At 49.4% G+C, this 16,622-nt stretch carries 20 protein-coding genes; 10 read left to right on the forward strand and 10 right to left on the reverse strand.

What is annotated here, in order from left to right:
• Positions 1-502: 502 nt before the first annotated feature.
• From SD10_RS21530 to SD10_RS21545, 4 genes are all read left to right on the forward strand, one after another.
• Complete coding sequence (locus SD10_RS21530) at positions 503-775, forward strand: type B 50S ribosomal protein L31 (RefSeq protein ID WP_046576640.1); 273 nt, start codon at positions 503-505, stop codon at positions 773-775.
• A gap of 81 nt (positions 776-856) precedes the next feature.
• Positions 857-1,606, forward strand: a complete 750-nt coding sequence (locus SD10_RS21535; RefSeq protein WP_046579954.1) for an acyl-[acyl-carrier-protein] thioesterase — start codon at positions 857-859, stop codon at positions 1,604-1,606.
• Between the two features lie 77 nt (positions 1,607-1,683).
• A complete protein-coding gene (locus tag SD10_RS21540) occupies positions 1,684-2,607 on the forward strand; it encodes a DUF1338 domain-containing protein (protein ID WP_046576642.1) in 924 nt (307 codons plus the stop codon).
• A 145-nt stretch (positions 2,608-2,752) separates the two neighbouring features.
• The gene (locus SD10_RS21545) at positions 2,753-3,592 is read left to right on the forward strand and encodes a sugar phosphate isomerase/epimerase family protein (RefSeq protein WP_046576644.1); all 840 of its coding nucleotides are present in this window, start codon (positions 2,753-2,755) and stop codon (positions 3,590-3,592) included.
• A 64-nt stretch (positions 3,593-3,656) separates the two neighbouring features.
• Here SD10_RS21545 and SD10_RS21550 read toward each other — a convergent pair whose 3' ends face one another.
• From SD10_RS21550 to SD10_RS21585, 8 genes are all read right to left on the reverse strand, one after another.
• A complete protein-coding gene (locus SD10_RS21550; protein WP_046576645.1) occupies positions 3,657-4,091 on the reverse strand; it encodes a hypothetical protein in 435 nt (144 codons plus the stop codon).
• Positions 4,092-4,194: 103 nt separating this feature from the next.
• Positions 4,195-5,439 (reverse strand): exo-beta-N-acetylmuramidase NamZ family protein, encoded by a 1,245-nt coding sequence (locus tag SD10_RS21555; RefSeq protein ID WP_046579956.1) that lies wholly within the window; start codon positions 5,437-5,439, stop codon positions 4,195-4,197.
• Between the two features lie 107 nt (positions 5,440-5,546).
• Positions 5,547-6,614 (reverse strand): aminotransferase class I/II-fold pyridoxal phosphate-dependent enzyme, encoded by a 1,068-nt coding sequence (locus tag SD10_RS21560; RefSeq protein WP_046576646.1) that lies wholly within the window; start codon positions 6,612-6,614, stop codon positions 5,547-5,549.
• Positions 6,611-7,633: a dipeptide epimerase gene (locus SD10_RS21565; RefSeq protein ID WP_046576647.1), complete on the reverse strand. Its 1,023-nt coding sequence runs from the start codon at positions 7,631-7,633 to the stop codon at positions 6,611-6,613. The genes SD10_RS21560 and SD10_RS21565 overlap by 4 nt, the downstream gene beginning before the upstream one ends.
• 27 nt (positions 7,634-7,660) lie before the next feature.
• Entirely contained in the window at positions 7,661-8,311 is a 651-nt protein-coding gene (locus SD10_RS21570) for a response regulator transcription factor (protein WP_046576648.1), read from the reverse strand.
• 135 nt (positions 8,312-8,446) lie between these two features.
• On the reverse strand, positions 8,447-9,259 hold the full coding sequence (locus SD10_RS21575; RefSeq protein ID WP_046576649.1) for a sensor histidine kinase: 813 nt from the start codon (positions 9,257-9,259) through the stop codon (positions 8,447-8,449).
• Positions 9,235-9,831 carry a hypothetical protein gene (locus SD10_RS21580; protein WP_148562488.1) on the reverse strand — a complete coding sequence of 199 codons (597 nt, stop codon included), beginning with the start codon at positions 9,829-9,831 and terminating at the stop codon, positions 9,235-9,237. Before SD10_RS21580 ends, SD10_RS21575 begins: the two co-directional genes overlap by 25 nt.
• Positions 9,832-9,911: 80 nt before the next feature.
• Positions 9,912-10,124, reverse strand: coding sequence for a hypothetical protein (locus tag SD10_RS21585; RefSeq protein ID WP_046576652.1), 213 nt, complete (start codon positions 10,122-10,124; stop codon positions 9,912-9,914).
• Positions 10,125-10,570: 446 nt separating this feature from the next.
• On the opposite strand from SD10_RS21585, the gene purQ reads away from it, so the two are divergent.
• Entirely contained in the window at positions 10,571-11,257 is a 687-nt protein-coding gene (gene purQ / locus SD10_RS21590; RefSeq protein WP_046576655.1) for a phosphoribosylformylglycinamidine synthase subunit PurQ, read from the forward strand.
• A gap of 418 nt (positions 11,258-11,675) precedes the next feature.
• Here purQ and SD10_RS21595 read toward each other — a convergent pair whose 3' ends face one another.
• Together SD10_RS21595 and SD10_RS21600 are read right to left on the reverse strand one after the other, a co-directional pair.
• Complete coding sequence (locus SD10_RS21595) at positions 11,676-12,767, reverse strand: alkene reductase (RefSeq protein WP_046576656.1); 1,092 nt, start codon at positions 12,765-12,767, stop codon at positions 11,676-11,678.
• Between the two features lie 95 nt (positions 12,768-12,862).
• Positions 12,863-13,132 carry an ArsR/SmtB family transcription factor gene (locus SD10_RS21600; RefSeq protein WP_046576657.1) on the reverse strand — a complete coding sequence of 90 codons (270 nt, stop codon included), beginning with the start codon at positions 13,130-13,132 and terminating at the stop codon, positions 12,863-12,865.
• Positions 13,133-13,407: 275 nt separating this feature from the next.
• Here SD10_RS21600 and SD10_RS21605 point away from each other — a divergent pair, with 275 nt between their 5' ends.
• From SD10_RS21605 to SD10_RS21625, 5 genes are all read left to right on the forward strand, one after another.
• Entirely contained in the window at positions 13,408-13,977 is a 570-nt protein-coding gene (locus tag SD10_RS21605; protein ID WP_046576658.1) for a type 1 glutamine amidotransferase domain-containing protein, read from the forward strand.
• Between the two features lie 97 nt (positions 13,978-14,074).
• The gene (locus SD10_RS21610) at positions 14,075-14,443 is read left to right on the forward strand and encodes a VOC family protein (protein ID WP_046576660.1); all 369 of its coding nucleotides are present in this window, start codon (positions 14,075-14,077) and stop codon (positions 14,441-14,443) included.
• 116 nt (positions 14,444-14,559) lie between these two features.
• Positions 14,560-15,087 carry a DinB family protein gene (locus SD10_RS21615; RefSeq protein WP_046576661.1) on the forward strand — a complete coding sequence of 176 codons (528 nt, stop codon included), beginning with the start codon at positions 14,560-14,562 and terminating at the stop codon, positions 15,085-15,087.
• Between the two features lie 75 nt (positions 15,088-15,162).
• Positions 15,163-15,669: a hypothetical protein gene (locus SD10_RS21620; protein ID WP_046576664.1), complete on the forward strand. Its 507-nt coding sequence runs from the start codon at positions 15,163-15,165 to the stop codon at positions 15,667-15,669.
• A gap of 304 nt (positions 15,670-15,973) precedes the next feature.
• Positions 15,974-16,564, forward strand: coding sequence for a hypothetical protein (locus SD10_RS21625; RefSeq protein ID WP_046576665.1), 591 nt, complete (start codon positions 15,974-15,976; stop codon positions 16,562-16,564).
• Positions 16,565-16,622: the final 58 nt, after the last annotated feature.

Raw genomic sequence — 16,622 nt, forward strand, 5'->3', positions numbered from 1 at the left:
AAGGCTATTGGTGCAGACCATATCCGACCCAGATCAACCACAACCAAGGGCTGTTGCCGAATCGAATGGCGTTCTAAAGTTCTTTTGAAATAGACGGAAAAGCAACCTGGAAGGTTCAGGTACATTGATCAATCCTTGAAAGGTGCAACTCTACCAATCAGGTTAAGAAATTGTTAAGACGTCAGTGTTAGGTACTTAACAATATCCCGTTGGAGAACTGATCTAGGAAATAAAAAAAAGAGATTTTATTAATCGGGCGGCTGGACAGATTCCGTCCTGTACTGTTCAAAGAAGGAAGTATATTTCACTGGAAAAATAAGAAGAAAGAAAGAGAGCCACAAGGCTTTGTTACCGAATTATTAGGAAACGGCACAGATTTAGTTGCCTCATAATCACCTCATAAAAGAAGCAAAAAAAGGCTTGGCTATTCCAGCGAAAGACCGTACATTTGCAGTCCTTTTCGGTCGGAAACCGAGAAGATGATAAGAAACTGAGATTCATCATGAAAAAGGGCATTCACCCGGATTACCGCGAAGTGGTATTCCACGATCTGTCGAGCGACTATAAATTTCTGACCCGCTCAACCGTTCAAACCAAAGACACTATCGAGTATGAAGGCCAGACCTACCCGCTCGTAAAGATTGAAGTTAGCTCGCAGTCGCACCCTTTCTACACGGGTAAAAACGTACTGCTTGATACGGCCGGTCGTGTGGACAAGTTCCGCAAGCGGTACGGTACCAAAGAGAATTCAACGCCAACATCGACTGCCCAGTAGTCGGTTCGTTAGCATAGAAAAAGCCCCATTGCGCCAGCCGCAATGGGGCTTTTTCTTGTGCCTTCCGCTTACCTTTACACTATGGCTTTTATCCAGACAGACACCTTTACCCTGCGCGGCTACGAATGCGATGCTTTTGGGCGAATGAGTATTCCGGCCCTGATGAACCTGATGCAGGAGTCGGCTAATCGCAACGCCATTGACTACGGCATCGGTATTGCCGACCTGGCCCAAAAGGGCTTTGGCTGGATGCTGATGCGCTTTTGCCTCCGGATGCACCAATATCCGCGTTACAGCCAGACAATCCAGTTGATGACGTACCCTACAACGGTTGAAAAGTATTTTATTCATCGTGATTTTCGGGTCGTTGCGGAAGATGGAACCCTGTTGGCCGATGCCAGCAGTACGTGGCTTGTCTTCAGTATGGAAAAACGGAGCATGGTTGCGCTACCCGATTTTATTCGGAGCCTGAGCCCACCAACCAACGTTGATCCGTTACCCACTTTACCCACCAAACCCGATTTTCAAATGGCTGCGTTTTCGCCCACGGATACTAAACGGGTAGAAGTCGGTTGGTTGAGCATCGACCAGAATAAACACGTCAATAATGTGGCGTATGTACAATGGTTGCTCGAAGCCGTTGATGCGGATGTGTTACAAACGCGGGAAATTGCCGAAATTGATTTAGTTTACCGTACTGAAAGTCATTGGCATGATTGGCTGGAGATTCAGTCGATGGACGAGACCGATTCGTCGATACGTCATCGGATCGTCCAGACCGAATCGGGCAAAGATGTTATCCTGGCCAGAAGCCGGTGGCGGGAAAGTTAACGGTTTTTGGTTTGTGGTATACGGTTTGTCGAGAGCCTTAAACCACAAACCGTATACCACAACCACAACTGAAAAACATGACAACTTCACCAACGACCACCACGGTTGACGCTGTAATGAGCGGACTGATGCGCCGATACAGCGAACGCGTTCCTGATGTGCAGAAGGTACTGGACGCTATGCTCGATGCGGGCGTTATTCAGTCGCCGAATGAGATTGAGAATGACCATATTGCCTTCCGGACAATGGGCGTCCCCAATCTGGGTCTGGCCTCGTTCGAGAAGATATTCATGCATCTTGGCTACGAACGGCGCGATAGCTACAATTTCGTCGAGAAGAAATTGTCCGCTTACTGGTACAGTCCGCCCGGCGTGGACTCGCCCCGGCCTGATCTGCCCCGGATTTTCGCCAGCGAGCTGCGCGTCAATGAATTGTCGGTAGAAGCCCAGCGGATCATTCATCGCTACACAGACACGGTAACCAGCGACCCCGTCGATTCGCTGGATCTGAACGACGCCCAGGCCATTGACCAGTTTCTGCACCAGCCACTTTGGGAAACGCCCACACTGGCCGACTACCAGACGCTCCTAGCCGAAAGCGAATACGCGGCTTGGGTTATTTACAACCGCTATTACCTGAATCATTTTACCATCAGTGTACACAACCTCAAGCCGGGTTATAACACCATCGACGAGTTTGTGGCTTTTCTGCAGGAGCGGGGTTTACGACTCAATTCGGCAGGTGGTATTATTAAAGTCAGTCCGGACGGCGACCTGCGACAGGCCTCTACCGTAGCCCAGATGATCGACGCCGAGTTTGCCGATGGGGCTATTTTCCGCATTGCGGGTTCGTATGTTGAGTTTGCTGAACGGCGCGTGCTGCCCCCCTTCCGGTACCTTCCCGCCGATCAGCTCACCCGTCAGCACCGGCGCGAAGGGTTCGAAACTGGCAACGCCGACAAGATTTTTGAGAGTACGTTCACTACCCAGACAGGTAAATAGTTTATGGTTTGTGGTTTACGGTTTTTAGTATTCGGTGGCTGACACACACGTCTTGCTTTCGCCGGTCCGCCGGTGCGGTCAGCCTACCGAATACCAAAAACCGTAAACCACAAACCATAAAACAGTTACCACAAACCTTCGCTCCATGAACACAAAATTTACCTGCTTACTCGCCGGGCTACTCCTGAGTGGTTTGGTTGCCCTGGCGCAGAAACCGGCCCCTGTGGGTCTGCAACTGTATAGTTTCCGCACCCAATTCGCCAAAGATGTTCCGGGAACGATGGCGAAAGTGAAAGAAATGGGCTTCCGCGAAGCAGAGATTGCGGGAACCTACGGCCTGAGTTTAGCTGATTTCCGAAAACTGCTGGACCAAAATGGTATCAAAGCCATTAGTACAGGTGCCAGTTATGAGGATCTGGACAATAATGTGCCGAAGATTATTGCCGAAGCCAAAGCGTTGGGCGCTAAATATGTGGTTTGTACCTGGATTCCTCACGCGGGCGATGCGTTCACCATTTACGATGCCGACCGAGCCATCGACGTGTTCAATACAGCGGGTAAACTACTGGCCGAGAACGGGATAACGTTCTGCTACCACAACCACGGCTATGAGTTCCAGACCTACAAAGACGGGACGTTTTTCGATTATTTAGCCGAGAACCTGGACCCAAAATCCGTTAATTTCGAGATGGATGTTTTTTGGGTAAAAGCCCCCGGCTATGATCCGGTGGCCCTGTTGCAGAAATACCACAAGCGGTTTCTGCTGATGCACTTAAAGGACCGCAAACCCGGCACCCCCGATAGTAACAACGGCCATTCCGACGTTGAGTCGAACGTGGCCCTGGGACAGGGTGATGTGGGGATTGCGGCCATCATGAAACAGGCCAAAAAATCAGGCGTGAAGCATTTCTTCATCGAGGACGAATCGTCGCGCTCCATGGAACAAATGCTCCCAAGTCTGGCCTTTTTATCAGGACTGAAGTGATTAGTTGATCCCGACAGGTAAAACGGAGCAAGTTGGCGCTATGACAAAAGGCATCACCAATGCCTTATTGCTTTTGTCCGGCGTAAACCTCACGGTAAGTCGTGCCCTGATCTGTATAGGAATAATCGATGGTAAACGTTTTCCCATCCGTAGTACCTACTTTATTTGCTCCATAATAAATGTCATATGGAGCCGTAGTACCCTGCAACTTCAATTGACCAAACGTATCGTTGTAATCACTGTACCCAGTCTGTTTGATGGTGTAGGTCGTATAGATGACCGTAGCGGAGTCGCGCCGGGCGACAATTGTCCCGGATATCGAGTTGGCGGGTAAGGTAATGTTATAAACACTCACACCGGCCGAATCGTAGCGCAGGTTGGTCATTGCATACGTACCCGCGACTACCGTGGCAGGGTCAGCGGGTGTAACGTCTGATTTCTTGCTACAGGCAGCAAAAGCCAGTGTAACGAGGACAAGGAGGGCGTACCGTTTTTTCATAGTTGATAACCTTTGTTTGCCCTATACACGATATCAGTGTCTTTTGTGGCAATCCATTTAAGATTATAGAAAACGGGCTTATCCTTGCGTTCCTGGTACGCCGTTATGGATATAGTAAATACTTCTTGCGCAGGGTTTTGAAGCCCGAAAGGCCCGGCTCCCAGCTTTTACGAATCTCCGCTTCCGGCGTCCCCGCAATGATCTGCTTTTTCAGGTTTTCGGTACCCGCCAGTTTATCGAAATTACCCATCTGCTTACTTTGGGTGGCGTCGAAAAAGCGTTCCTTATCTGGATAAGCCTTGTACAACTCCATCAACCAGGCCAGATTAAGCTGTTTACTTTTGCGAAGCTTAGCGGTATCGTACTGCCGTAGATCGAGTCCGTAACAATCAGTATCCTGATGCAGCGGGGTTTCGCTCATCCCTTTCAGGCTAACCGGCTTAAATGAAAACGAGTATTGCCCTTTGAGCGCCGGAGCACCCAGCACCGTAAACGGCATGTAGGTGCCTCGTCCCTGACTAATGATCGTCCCTTCGAACCAGCAAATACTGGGGTATAGTAGTATGGATTGCTGGGTGTTCAGATTAGGCGAGGGAAACACGGGCAATTCATAAGGCATGTCGTGCGCGTAATTCGCAACCTTAACGATTCGCAGTTTACACTGAGCCCGGTTCGGAAGCCAGCCCTCCCCATTGATCAGTTGGGCAAACTCAGCAATGGTCAGGCCATGGCTGATGGGGATGCGGTGCATCCCGATGCCCGAATGCAGGTGATCGTCCAGAATAGGGCCATCGACCAAATAACCGTTGGGGTTAGGCCGGTCCAGAATCATGAGTTCCTTGCCATTTTCGGCACAAGCCTCCATGACATGATCCAGCGTATTGATGTACGTATAGAAACGGGCACCCACATCCTGAATGTCGTAAATCAGCAGATCGACATCCGCCAGCTGCTCGCGGGAAGGTTTCTTGTTTTTGCCGTATAAGGAGATGACCGGTATGCCTGTTTTCGCATCGACTTCGTCACTCACCTTCGCGCCGTTGCTGGCATTTCCCCGAAAGCCATGTTCAGGCCCGAAGACTTTCACAATCTTAACGCCCCGACTCAACAAACTATCGACACTAGGCCGCGTACCAATGATTGACGTCTGATTGACAACCAGAGCAATCCGCTTACCTTTCAGGTAAGGCAGATAGCGATCAACCTGATCGGCCCCGGTCAGGATGGGCGCTGCTGCCCGCCCGGACGTAGCCGATGGCGTAACCACCTGAACGGGTAAAAGCCCCAAAGCGAGGACCAGGATAACGAGTACTGGCGACGTAAGTAGTTTGTTGATGGGTCGATTCATGAGGAATGTTTTGTCTGGGCCAAGCTCCAGCTTGGCCCGTGTTGTTCTTATACTGATGGCCAGACTGGAGCTTGCCAAGATACTATAGACCAGCCGACTCCAGCATACTAGCCGAAAATCGACTCCGCCAGCCATTCAATATCCGCTACTTCGTGAAAAGCACTGATTACGATACGGGTATTGGCCCGGTCAGCCGCCGTTGGATACGCAAATGAGTAAATCAATATATTCTTCTGAAGCAGGTTCGCGTACAACGCATCGTGTTCCGTGAAAAACACGGGATACCCGCTTGCCTGATGAAACAACCCGGTTGGTAACAACAAGTGCTCCGCCAATTTTATATTCCGCTGAAGTCGCTCCTGCCCTTCAGCATACAAGGCATCCGCCCGCAAAAAGGCATCCAGACAAGCGGGTGGCATTGGCGAACAGGCACCGAAGAAGGCTGTTTGACGAATGGATTGTATCGCGTTTGCATCTCCGAAAACCACCCCGCCGGGCAACCCCATTCCTTTCGCCAGCGACCCCGTGCCCACGATACGGACAGATGCGGGCTTATCAACTGATTTTTGTAGAATCGTTGGCCAGATTCCGCGTCCATTATTCAATACGCCCAGGCCGTGCGAATCATCGACAATAAGCGTGATGGGCCGGTTATCGGGCAACTGATTGATCCAATCGAAATCGTAATAGTCGGAACAAACGGCATCCAGCGAATTGACCAGAATAGCCACCGGGCCCGGCGAAAGCGCGCTCAGTTGGCCGGGTAGTTGGGCTGTCCAGTCGGCAAAGGCCAATTGAGGCAGCGTAACCGTCGGTGCATGCCAAAGCGCCGGGTGTGCCTTGGGTGCGTACACGAAGGTGTAGTGCTGACTTTGCAACCAGTTAATAACGACCTGACCGGCCATCATTCCCGACGAAAGTGTCAGGGCTGATTCAGCGCCAATTCGGGTGGCCAGCATTGATTCGGCTTCTTCATACACGCTAATGCGTACGTTTCCGTTCCGGGAACTGCCAAAAACCGTACCGTACCGGCGCATACTTTCGGCCATTAGCTGATGAAAGTCCGGATGCTGGGGTATCCCTAAATAAGCGGTTCCACTAAAGAAAAGATACGCCTGCCCATCGTGGTCTATCGTTCGGTTGGGGAGTTGGTCTATGTAAAAAATCGCACTCATTCGCTTATCAATAAATTTACCCCGGTGCCATTTTCGGGAGGGTAAACGACTTTACCATAGTCGAATGTAACACCGGTGGCCGGGTCATTGCCAATAAGCATGGCTCCGTCCAGGTCTGCATAATCGAGCAGGGGAAGTAGTTGCGCAATGGCCGAAATACCAACGCTCGATTCGGTCATGCAGCCAACCATAACGCGTAAACCCAGCGCGCGTGCCCGGCTGATCATGCGTCGGGCGGGGGTTAGTCCGCCACATTTGGTCAGTTTGATGTTTACGCCGTGAAAATAACCGGCACATCGATCCACATCGCTTTCAACAATGCAGCTTTCATCGGCAATAACGGGCAAGGCGCTTTGCTCATACACCTGTTTGGCCCCGTTCCAATCGTCGGCGGGGAGTGGCTGCTCGATAAACTCAACGCCCAACGCTTTCAGTTGGCCGGATTTAGCCACAGCGTCAGCCGCCGACCAGCCACAGTTGGCATCCACACGAAAAACGGCATCGGTATGCTGGCGCAACGCTCCGACAAGCGTTAAGTCCTCGTCGGGCCGTCCCAATTTAATTTTATACAGTGGCCAGGGGCGTTCCTGCATTTTTTCGACCATCCGCTCGGGTGTATCCAGCCCGATTGTGTAATCGGTTAACGGGCTGTTCGCCGGGTTCAGCTGCCACAGTTTGTAGAGCGGTTGGTGCTGTTTTTTTGCCCACAAATCCCAGGCAGCCTGATCGAGCGCACAGAGCGCAAACGGATTTTGCGCCAGATACGGCTGTGTAGCCGCCCAGAAATCAGCAGGATCCTGTAAAGAGTAGGCTTCGATATGGCTTCGGATGGCCTCAAGAGCCGCCATCATACCATCAATGGTAATTCCGTAATAGCGGGTTGCGGTAGCCTCGCCAAACCCACGGTAGTCGCCATCCCGTAATTCAACAATCAGAGTTGGCTGAACGTCGCGGCTATCGTGCGCAATGGTAAATGTGTGATTAAGCCGAAGATCGACCCGGTGAAAGAGCAATTGCATGCTGTAAAGATAGGAGAAAGGACGCTTCTACAACGTTATTAAGCCGTGCCGAAGTCCTTCAATGACCATACCTACGCGCGTTTTTACGTTCATCTTCTGAAAGATAACCTCCCGGTAGCCATCTACGGTACGCGGGCTAACGCACATTCTGTCCGCAATTTCGGTGTAGGTCAATTCGCTGCAGGCAATTTTCAGGAACTCAAGTTCGCGGCCGTTCAGAGCAAAGGGCGGCTTAGGAATGCTCTCGGCTGGGGCATTCAGATTCCGGATTAGTTGCGTTGTCAGAAATTCAGAATAGTAATACCCTTTTGCCATAATTTCGTCCAGTGCCAGACGAAACTCGGCCGGTCGGCACCCTTTAAGCAGATAACCGCGGGCGCCGTCGCGTATGATTTTGATAATGTGTTCCTCACGATCATCCATCGAAAGCGCCAATACGCGTATGGATGGATACAGTTGCCGCAGGTGAATGGCCGTTTCAAACCCGTCCATTACAGGCATGCTCAAATCCAGCAGTAAAATATCGGGTAGCTGCGTACTATGCGCCAACTGATCCAGCAAATCGCGCCCATTCTCGGCTACGAGCAATACATCGTAGTGCTCAAATTTTCGAATCATGTCTGACAAAGCAGAAGCCAATAAGGTATGATCGTCAGCAATGGCAATGAGTACAGACATGGGGCGATTGGTATAAGCATTATGGGCGGCTGAAAGTAGCCCGCTAAATCAAACTACACAACAGAGCGCTTAGGTTATTTTTAACTTCAGATATAATTCCGATACCGTACTCATTACATTAATAGCTTCTGGCCATTATCCTTGCTTGATTTGGGGGTAAGGGATGCGAATTTCAACGCGTGTACCGGCACCAGGTGTACTATGAATAACGCAGGTACCACCCAGCAACCCCGCCCGTCGATACAGGTTACTCAACCCCGCCCCCGAGGCTTCCAGTTGCCGGGTAGTGGCTTCTGTCACGCTGAACCCCCGGCCATCATCACTGATCGTTAGTGCGAAGCTATCTGATTTAAAATCGGTCAGCACGTGCAAATTTCTCGCCTGTGCATGTTTGAGGGCATTGTTAAGGGATTCCTGGGTCATCCGCAACAGGACCATTTCCGTTTGCTCGCCCAACGAATAGGGTTCCCCTATGGTAGTCAATTCGGCCAGTATCCGCTTGGTTCGCTGAATTCGTTCCAGTTCAAGGGTCAGACTGGGCAACAGCCCAAACCGGCGCACAGTATCGTGATCCAGCGTTTTGGACAGTGCGCGAACGTCGGAGATGACCGTTCGGACCAACTCGCGGGTTTGCTGAACCCCTTCCTGCCTGGCTGGTTCCATGATCTCGTCTTCGAGTTCGTTGAGCCGCATCACGACGACGGTGAGCAGTTGCCCAACATTATCGTGCAGGTCACTACCCACCTGCTGAAGTGTTTGGTTCTGAATTTCGAGCTGCGACTGGAGGAGTTCGCGCTGGTAAAGATTCTTAATCTGTTCTTTATCCTGCAGATAGCGCAGATACTGCCGCTGGTGCATCATGAAAAAGGCAATGGGTGCCCCCGTTATGAACAGTAAAAATATCGTAGCGATACTAACGATTTCTATTTCTCCGGTAAGGGCTTGCATCGCATACCAATAAAAAAGTAAACGCACATCACCAGAAAAACCACATTATGAATTTTCCAGATTATGCCAATATTGGCATAGTTTCGACTAACCAGTGAATTGTAAGTCAGGAAAATAAAGAAATTGCTGGTGTAATACGTGAAGATACCGTTGACGTACCAGAAATCACTAACCGTTAAAATATTTTCCTTTGGTTGTTCAGCCAGCCGTTGTCTGTAGTAAAACAGGCAGGCAATTGTAATGAGTAAACTAACTACCCCAAAGGATACGCTATTGAAATCAGCCACCGTGCTCGACGCCTGTAGCGTATAGATTAAATTTAGCTGGTACAAGGCAACCAGGCCCAGAATAAACCATTCCCATTTGCGGGATGCATAAAGCCGGGCAAAATACAGTGACAGGCTGTAATAAGCCCAGGAAAAATTCAGTGAATAGGCAAACAGGTTATCCTTCTCCAGTTCGTTCAGCCAATTGGCATAGCCATTGAAAAAAAATTGGCCGCACAGATAATACACGATATAGTTCCGCTCTTGCCAACGCACCGTGGGAAGGGCCAGGATGAGTAACAGCAAAGGCGGGACAGTATCAAGATAGTTAATGGCTTTTGAAACCACTGCCTACGATCGGGTAAAGGGTGTAAATAATAAGCCGGTTAATCACAGCCAGGAGGCCGGGGGCAACCATCAATTTCGTCTGTTGTCATCTCGCCCGCGTTTCGTTCGCAGTAGGCGGTTATAAAAGCCGGAAACGAGTTGCCGTCTTTGTGGCCAAACTTCAATCTGACCACCACATTTCCCTCAGCAGGATCACCCGATTCGTCAATTAACGCAATCATATCTGATTTTTTAAACACGAACTCTAACATAGTCAAAGATTAAAAATGAGTGAAGGTGCCGATTTTAGCAAAGGTATACATGTAGACACAAACAAAAAGTCTATTCTAGAATAGCACTTTGCATATAGCCTTAACTATTAACAAGTTAGCTAATAGTGGTCAAATTTTTGGGGTGAACAACGGGAAATTTCCCATGTTAAGTACCGTGTTTTTCCCGCCTTACATTGGTGAAATCTCCCCTATACTCAACTAGGCTTATCCATCATATTTGTAGAGTAATTTCTATCTACAGACATACCACATCGCCTTCCTGAAGATTGTAAGACCGCCGGGTTAATCTCCGGCGGTCTGTTTATATGGGCACCTGCCGTATAACTTATTGGTGCTGAATTAGCGAGAAGACGACAATTGAGTCGTAGAAGTAGCGACTGAACTGTTATCTTTGTGTATTACTTCGATTTAGCAATTCTCCCGCTATGAAATTTGGCGTTGTTGTTTTTCCCGGTTCCAACTGCGATCAGGACGCAGTAGACGCACTGGAACTGATGGACCAGGAAGTTGTAAAACTCTGGCATAAAGATCATGACCTGCAAGGCTGCGATTTTATTATTCTGCCCGGTGGTTTCTCTTATGGCGACTACCTGCGCACGGGAGCCGTGGCCCGGTTTTCGCCGATCATGAACGAGGTTATTGCCCATGCCAACCGGGGTGGTTACCTGATGGGTATCTGCAATGGTTTCCAGATTTTGGCCGAGGCTCGGCTGGTGCCGGGCGTTTTGCTGCAAAACAGCAGCCAGAAATATGTTTGCAAGAATATTTATCTGAAACCCGAATCGACCGACGCCCTCTTAACCGCCGAATTGACTAAACCCGCCTACAAAATCCCCATCGCTCATGGCGATGGTCGGTATTTTGCCGATGCAGATACGTTGAAAGCGCTTAACGACAATAACCAGGTACTATTTCGGTATTGCGACGCTACCGGCGCCGTAACAGAAGAAGCCAACCCCAATGGTAGTCTGGAAAATATTGCGGGCGTAACCAACAAAAGCAAAAACGTATTCGGTATGATGCCCCACCCTGAGCGCGCTGCTGACCCAGCACTCGGCAACATAAATGGACGGCTTATTTTAGAGCAAATTTTAAAGGCAGTTTTGGTCTAATTCCGACCTTAATCTAGTATAAACGCCGAAGGCATATCATGTAATCCTGAAAAGAGGTATTCCATGATACGCCTTCGGCGTTTATACTATCAATCGTCCTAAGCTACGAATGGCGCGAACAAGTCGTTGACGGTAATCATAAAATCAGACAAAACCGGGAAAGCTGAGCAAACGTCACCTTCTAAACCGATGGTAACCTGCTTACGAGAGGTGTAGACGTAAACCACCTCCTGTTCCGGAATAATATTCCAGACCACCTATATGCCTGCTTTGAAGTAGTCAACAATCTTCTCTTATCGTTGAGCGAACATAAGCAAAACGCCAAAATTGAAAACCCGGTTTAACGAAAGCCTGTAACGCAAGCGTGCCCATCTGACCAGTCAGATGGGCACGCTTGTATAACAAACCAGAGCGAAGGTTATGCCTTCACTTCTTCCAGCACCGGATAATCCGTATACCCTTTTTCATCGGGTGTATAGAACGTATTAAAGTCGGGTTGATTGAGTTCGGCACCCGTTTTCAGCCGTTCTACGAGATCGGGGTTGGCAATGAATGGCCGGCCCATGGCCACTAAGTCGGCTTTTCCGCTTATCAGGTCGACTTCGGCCCGTTCAGCATCGTAGCCTCCGCTCAAAATCAGCGTACCCGTATAGTTCTCGCGAATAGCCTCGACAATAGCCGGATCAACAGCGGGCGCGCCCATCGATTCGTGATCGACCAGGTGAACGTAGACTACATAATCGGACAGCTTCTTGGCTACATAATGATAGATTTTGTCGTCATCTGGCGAATAGGGCATGTCGTTGAACACACCATAAGGCGACAGCCGGATACCCGTCTTCTCTTTTCCAATGGCCTGCGCTGTTTGCTCGGCAACTTCGAGGGCAAAGCGGGCATTGTTTTCAGCCGAACCACCGTATTCGTCAGTCCGTTGGTTAGTGGTCGAACGCAAAAACTGCTCCACCAGATAGCCGTTGGCACCGTGAATTTCGACCCCATCGAAACCAGCCTCGATAGCATTTTTAGCCGCCTGCACAAATTCCTGTACCGTTTGCTTTACCTCATCGGTTGATAGGGCACGGGGCGTTGGGTGATCCAGCATGCCATCGGTATCGGTGTAAATCTGTCCACCGGCAGCAAGGGCAGATGGAGCCACAACCTCGCCCCCTTCGTGCATATTGACAGTATGCCCAATGCGGCCTGAGTGCATAAGCTGGGCGAAAATTTTACCACCTTTTGCATGAACAGCGTCTGTCACGTTTTTCCAGCCTGCTACCTGGTCAGCCGTGTACAGACCCGGCACGCGGGCATACCCATTGCCATTGGGCGATGGAGCAATTCCTTCTGTTACGATCAAACCAGCCGATGCCCGCTGCGCGTAATACGTTGCCATAATAGGCGTTACAGCATGATCGACGGTTGCGCGGTTGCGCGTCATGGGAGCCATAACGATGTGGTTCTGAAGAGTCAGATTACCAAGGCTCGCTTCTGAAAAAAGTTTTTGTGCCATCTGTTAGTATCACGACGGATACGGATTTAGCGTGTAGTATTCGGGCAGAAAACGCTTTGATATATTTAAAAGTTTGAATGTCTTTAACTAAATTTTTAGATCAGCTTTGCCAGAAAAGTCGATAATTGTTTAACCTTCTCTTTATTGAGACGCAAGTGCACATTGCGTCCTTCCTTAGCCGCATAAACCAATTCACTCTCGGTCAGCAGCCGGACGTGGTGCGACACGCAAGGTTGCGACAGGCCCGTTAGCTCCTGAATATCAGTTGGAGTCATACTCTCCCGCTGGGCTAATTCCAGTATGATCGAGAGCCGATACTTATCGGCCATAGCCCCCGTGGCTTTCTCACATGATTTAGAATCCATAATACAAACGTAACAAAAAACGGCGGGTTAATGTGCTGAATGACCAGGCTCGCCTTTTACCAGTATGGAAGGGTTTATAAGACGTTGAGCAGACTCGCCAGCCCTGTCATTCAGGTAGCAACGCACCTTCAACGCCACTCTCTATCAGGCAGAAATTAAAGATACGTTGATTATTAACAGCGTGCTTCATAGACATAACCTTAAGCCTGTTTCCGCAGTTGATACTTTATCAGGCTCATTATAAAAGCCTGCCAAAACTAAATTCTCAACGTATTATGGAAACGCAGCAACGATTGCAGGGAAAGAAGGTAGCGATTCTGCTAACCGATGGATTTGAACAGGTCGAAATGACCGAACCACGCAAAGCGCTACAGGACGCAGGTGCCACGACGCACCTTATCTCGCCGAAGGGCGGTGAGGTAAAGGGCTGGGATGAAACGGACTGGGGCGACAGCTTCCCGGTCGATCTGCCTCTGGCTGGCGCTGACCCAAATCAGTATGATGCCTTATTATTACCCGGTGGCGTTATGAACCCGGATAACCTCCGGACAGAGCCCCAGGCCGTGCAGTTTGTCCGGCATTTCTTCGAATCGCAGAAGCCCGTGGCGGCCATTTGCCATGCGCCAATCATGCTCATCGAAGCCGACGTTGTTCGGGGGCGGAAACTCACGTCTTACCCATCTATCCAGACGGATCTGAAGAATGCTGGCGCCAACTGGGTAGACGAAGAAGTTGTCACCGACCAGGGGTTGGTGACCAGTCGCAAGCCCGATGACATACCGGCTTTCAATCGAAAAATGATTGAAGAAATCAGAGAAGGAAAACACAAAGGGCAACACGCCTGACCAACGAGGCCGATTCAGCAGGATCGGCCTTTTTCATGGGTTATCCTGAACAATCTTTTATATGTGTACATTTGTAGAAGCAGTTAAAAACAAGCATATGGCGCTCAAGCATCTGAACTTATCGGTGCCCGATGTGGCAGAAACAAAAGCTTTTTTCGAAACGTATTTTGGTTTCCAGTGTCTGGAAGTAAAAGGAGATAACATCATTGCCATCCTGAAAGACGAGGATGACTTTATTTTGTCGATCAGCAACTTCCACAAAGACCAGACAGTCCAGTATCCTGCCGATTTTCACCTTGGCTTTGTGCAGGAAACACCCGAACAGGTTATGGCCATCTACCAGAATCTGAAAGCGAATGGCATCGACGTTGGTAAAGAACCTCATACTTATGGAGGGCGGGGAACGATGTCATTCTACGTTACGGCACCCGGCAATTTCCTTATTGAAGTGTTGTGCATTAGTTGACCTCAGCCCGATTACGGCCATTAACTAAATCACGTAGCGGCCATGTGACTGACAACGTGTAGTTTTCTGGGAAAAGTAGCCAAATCAGGCCTGCTTAAAATTTCTTTTCCCGAACGATGTCCCACCTGAATCAACTTCTCGAAGAAGTAGCGTTGGCGCGAGTACGCTACAGCAACGCCGTCAGCAAACTCACCGACCAGCAAGCCCAATGGAAACCCTCGCCCGACGTCTGGAGTGCCCTAGACAACACAGAACACCTGTACTGGGCCGAACACGGAGCTATCTGGGGCATGTGGCGGGCCTATTATGCCAAACGGGCAGGCAGCCCCGTTTGGGAAGGTGAGTTGATCCACAAAGGCCTCCCCATTGAAACCATTATTGAGCGCACCTGGCAGCCGAAGGAGAAAGTACCCGCCATTGCGGCTCCCCGCATGGGTGGCCCGTTGGCTTTTTGGCTATCGGCTTTTAACAGTTTGCAACAGCCCCTGCACGACCTGTCTGTTGCTTTAGCGAATGAAGATCATGAATCGATTATTCATCCTCATCCACTCTCGGGCCCATTAGACATCCACCAACGGTACGAATTCCTGCGCTTCCACATCGACCGACATAAAGATCAGGTGCTGGCGTTGGAACTGGGGTAAAACACGTTTATTTTACCCCAATTTTTATCTCCTTAAATGGAGCTTCAGCCACCAGATAGCCCGATTTGAAGTAATATGTTGAGAGTTTTATTCGATGACCACGGAAGCGGTACCAAGGACTTATTCATTAAAATTGACGGAAGCCCAACGCACGTCTGGATTGCAGACTCAACCTGGCTGGGTGCTTTCTTCAACACCGATGAAGGCAATTCATGGACTGATGACGATCTAATAACGGCCAAGAAAACTGATATTTCTCTGTTAATCAGGTTATGGCAAAAGATGCTACTCTCCGATCAGCCTCTTTGTTATCTACCTGTATGTTTAGCAGACCAGAGTGGTGGCGCATTAAAGATTGCTAAGAACAAACGATTATATCACATTTCCATCGTTGGGTCAACGGATATGATAGACGGCGTAACAGAGGCTTATTACCTTCAAAAACAGTATGCTACTACATGGCAGTCTTCAGTCAGAACGCAACGAGAATTTGAGTGGGATTTGGCGCTCTCTTCTATACTAACAGGGTTGAATTGGAGTTTGGCTCAATTAGAGCAACCCATTATTCCACTACAATACTAGCGGCTGGTCAAGCTTTCACTCGCCTGATCCTAACACAGCGCACGGTGACAGAACGCGACTCTTTCGGTATACACCGGACGGAGTACTGCGCAGCCGAACGAGTTTTTGTTGATACATATCTTTGCCATCGGTCTAACACCAGCCTATCAACGATTTAGGGTAAACTCTGTCGCTGTGAATTTCGGTGCCTGCGAAAGATATTGACGTGCGTTTTATTTTTTTCGCTGGTTTTAACTTAAGTGAAAAACTGGCGAATTCGTATCAGTGACCTTTGATGTGGCAAAAAACTTAAAAACGTCACGTCATGAATTCATCAAATCAAGCAAACATCATTGTTTCTGATCAGGCGGCTCAAACGGCCAAATCATTAAGAAAGCTCTACTTCCTTCGTGCTGCATTTTCAATCGTATGGGTAATCCTAGTTTTGGCTTTAGCAAAAACCAATATCGGTATTGCGAATGCTCTCTTCATCATTTACCCGGCATGGGACGCTCTGGCAACGTTCTTCGATATCCGCGCGAATCCGCCCACAGCCAATAAAATGCCGCAGTATGTAAACATCGCGATCAGTATTACCACGACGGTGGCGGTTATCATCGCTTTACAAAAGGGCATTCCTGAGGCATTGATCGTATTTGGAGCCTGGGCATTTCTGACCGGTCTGATCCAACTCATCCTGGGCCTGCGTCGTAGGAAACAACTAGGTGCCCAGTGGCCAATGATTATCAGTGGGGGCCAGTCTATGCTGGCTGGTGTATCCTTTGTTGTCATGGCCCACGCGCCAAATCAGGGCATCACGACACTGGCCGGTTATGCCGCCTTTGGAGCGTTTTATTTTCTGCTATCCGCCTTCAGATTGACCAAGACCATCAACGCTGCTTCGGTTGTAGCTTGAACTACTGGAGTAATAATCACGCTACACTCGTTGGCAGAGCCATTCGCCTTTCCAAACT

It is taken from the genome of Spirosoma radiotolerans (assembly GCF_000974425.1).
In the GTDB taxonomy this organism is placed as follows: Bacteria; Bacteroidota; Bacteroidia; order Cytophagales; family Spirosomataceae; genus Spirosoma; species Spirosoma radiotolerans.

Bases quoted from the DNA above. Each gene is read 5' to 3' on its own strand.
- SD10_RS21530 (WP_046576640.1), top strand. From the start codon at position 503: ATGAAAAAGGGCATTCACCCGGATTACCGCGAAGTGGTATTCCACGAT.
- SD10_RS21535 (WP_046579954.1), top strand. From the start codon at position 857: ATGGCTTTTATCCAGACAGACACCTTTACCCTGCGCGGCTACGAATGC.
- SD10_RS21540 (WP_046576642.1), top strand. From the start codon at position 1,684: ATGACAACTTCACCAACGACCACCACGGTTGACGCTGTAATGAGCGGA.
- SD10_RS21545 (WP_046576644.1), top strand. From the start codon at position 2,753: ATGAACACAAAATTTACCTGCTTACTCGCCGGGCTACTCCTGAGTGGT.
- SD10_RS21550 (WP_046576645.1), bottom strand. From the start codon at position 4,091: ATGAAAAAACGGTACGCCCTCCTTGTCCTCGTTACACTGGCTTTTGCT.
- SD10_RS21555 (WP_046579956.1), bottom strand. From the start codon at position 5,439: ATGAATCGACCCATCAACAAACTACTTACGTCGCCAGTACTCGTTATC.
- SD10_RS21560 (WP_046576646.1), bottom strand. From the start codon at position 6,614: ATGAGTGCGATTTTTTACATAGACCAACTCCCCAACCGAACGATAGAC.
- SD10_RS21565 (WP_046576647.1), bottom strand. From the start codon at position 7,633: ATGCAATTGCTCTTTCACCGGGTCGATCTTCGGCTTAATCACACATTT.
- SD10_RS21570 (WP_046576648.1), bottom strand. From the start codon at position 8,311: ATGTCTGTACTCATTGCCATTGCTGACGATCATACCTTATTGGCTTCT.
- SD10_RS21575 (WP_046576649.1), bottom strand. From the start codon at position 9,259: ATGCAAGCCCTTACCGGAGAAATAGAAATCGTTAGTATCGCTACGATA.
- SD10_RS21585 (WP_046576652.1), bottom strand. From the start codon at position 10,124: ATGTTAGAGTTCGTGTTTAAAAAATCAGATATGATTGCGTTAATTGAC.
- purQ (WP_046576655.1), top strand. From the start codon at position 10,571: ATGAAATTTGGCGTTGTTGTTTTTCCCGGTTCCAACTGCGATCAGGAC.
- SD10_RS21595 (WP_046576656.1), bottom strand. From the start codon at position 12,767: ATGGCACAAAAACTTTTTTCAGAAGCGAGCCTTGGTAATCTGACTCTT.
- SD10_RS21600 (WP_046576657.1), bottom strand. From the start codon at position 13,132: ATGGATTCTAAATCATGTGAGAAAGCCACGGGGGCTATGGCCGATAAG.
- SD10_RS21605 (WP_046576658.1), top strand. From the start codon at position 13,408: ATGGAAACGCAGCAACGATTGCAGGGAAAGAAGGTAGCGATTCTGCTA.
- SD10_RS21610 (WP_046576660.1), top strand. From the start codon at position 14,075: ATGGCGCTCAAGCATCTGAACTTATCGGTGCCCGATGTGGCAGAAACA.
- SD10_RS21615 (WP_046576661.1), top strand. From the start codon at position 14,560: ATGTCCCACCTGAATCAACTTCTCGAAGAAGTAGCGTTGGCGCGAGTA.
- SD10_RS21620 (WP_046576664.1), top strand. From the start codon at position 15,163: ATGTTGAGAGTTTTATTCGATGACCACGGAAGCGGTACCAAGGACTTA.
- SD10_RS21625 (WP_046576665.1), top strand. From the start codon at position 15,974: ATGAATTCATCAAATCAAGCAAACATCATTGTTTCTGATCAGGCGGCT.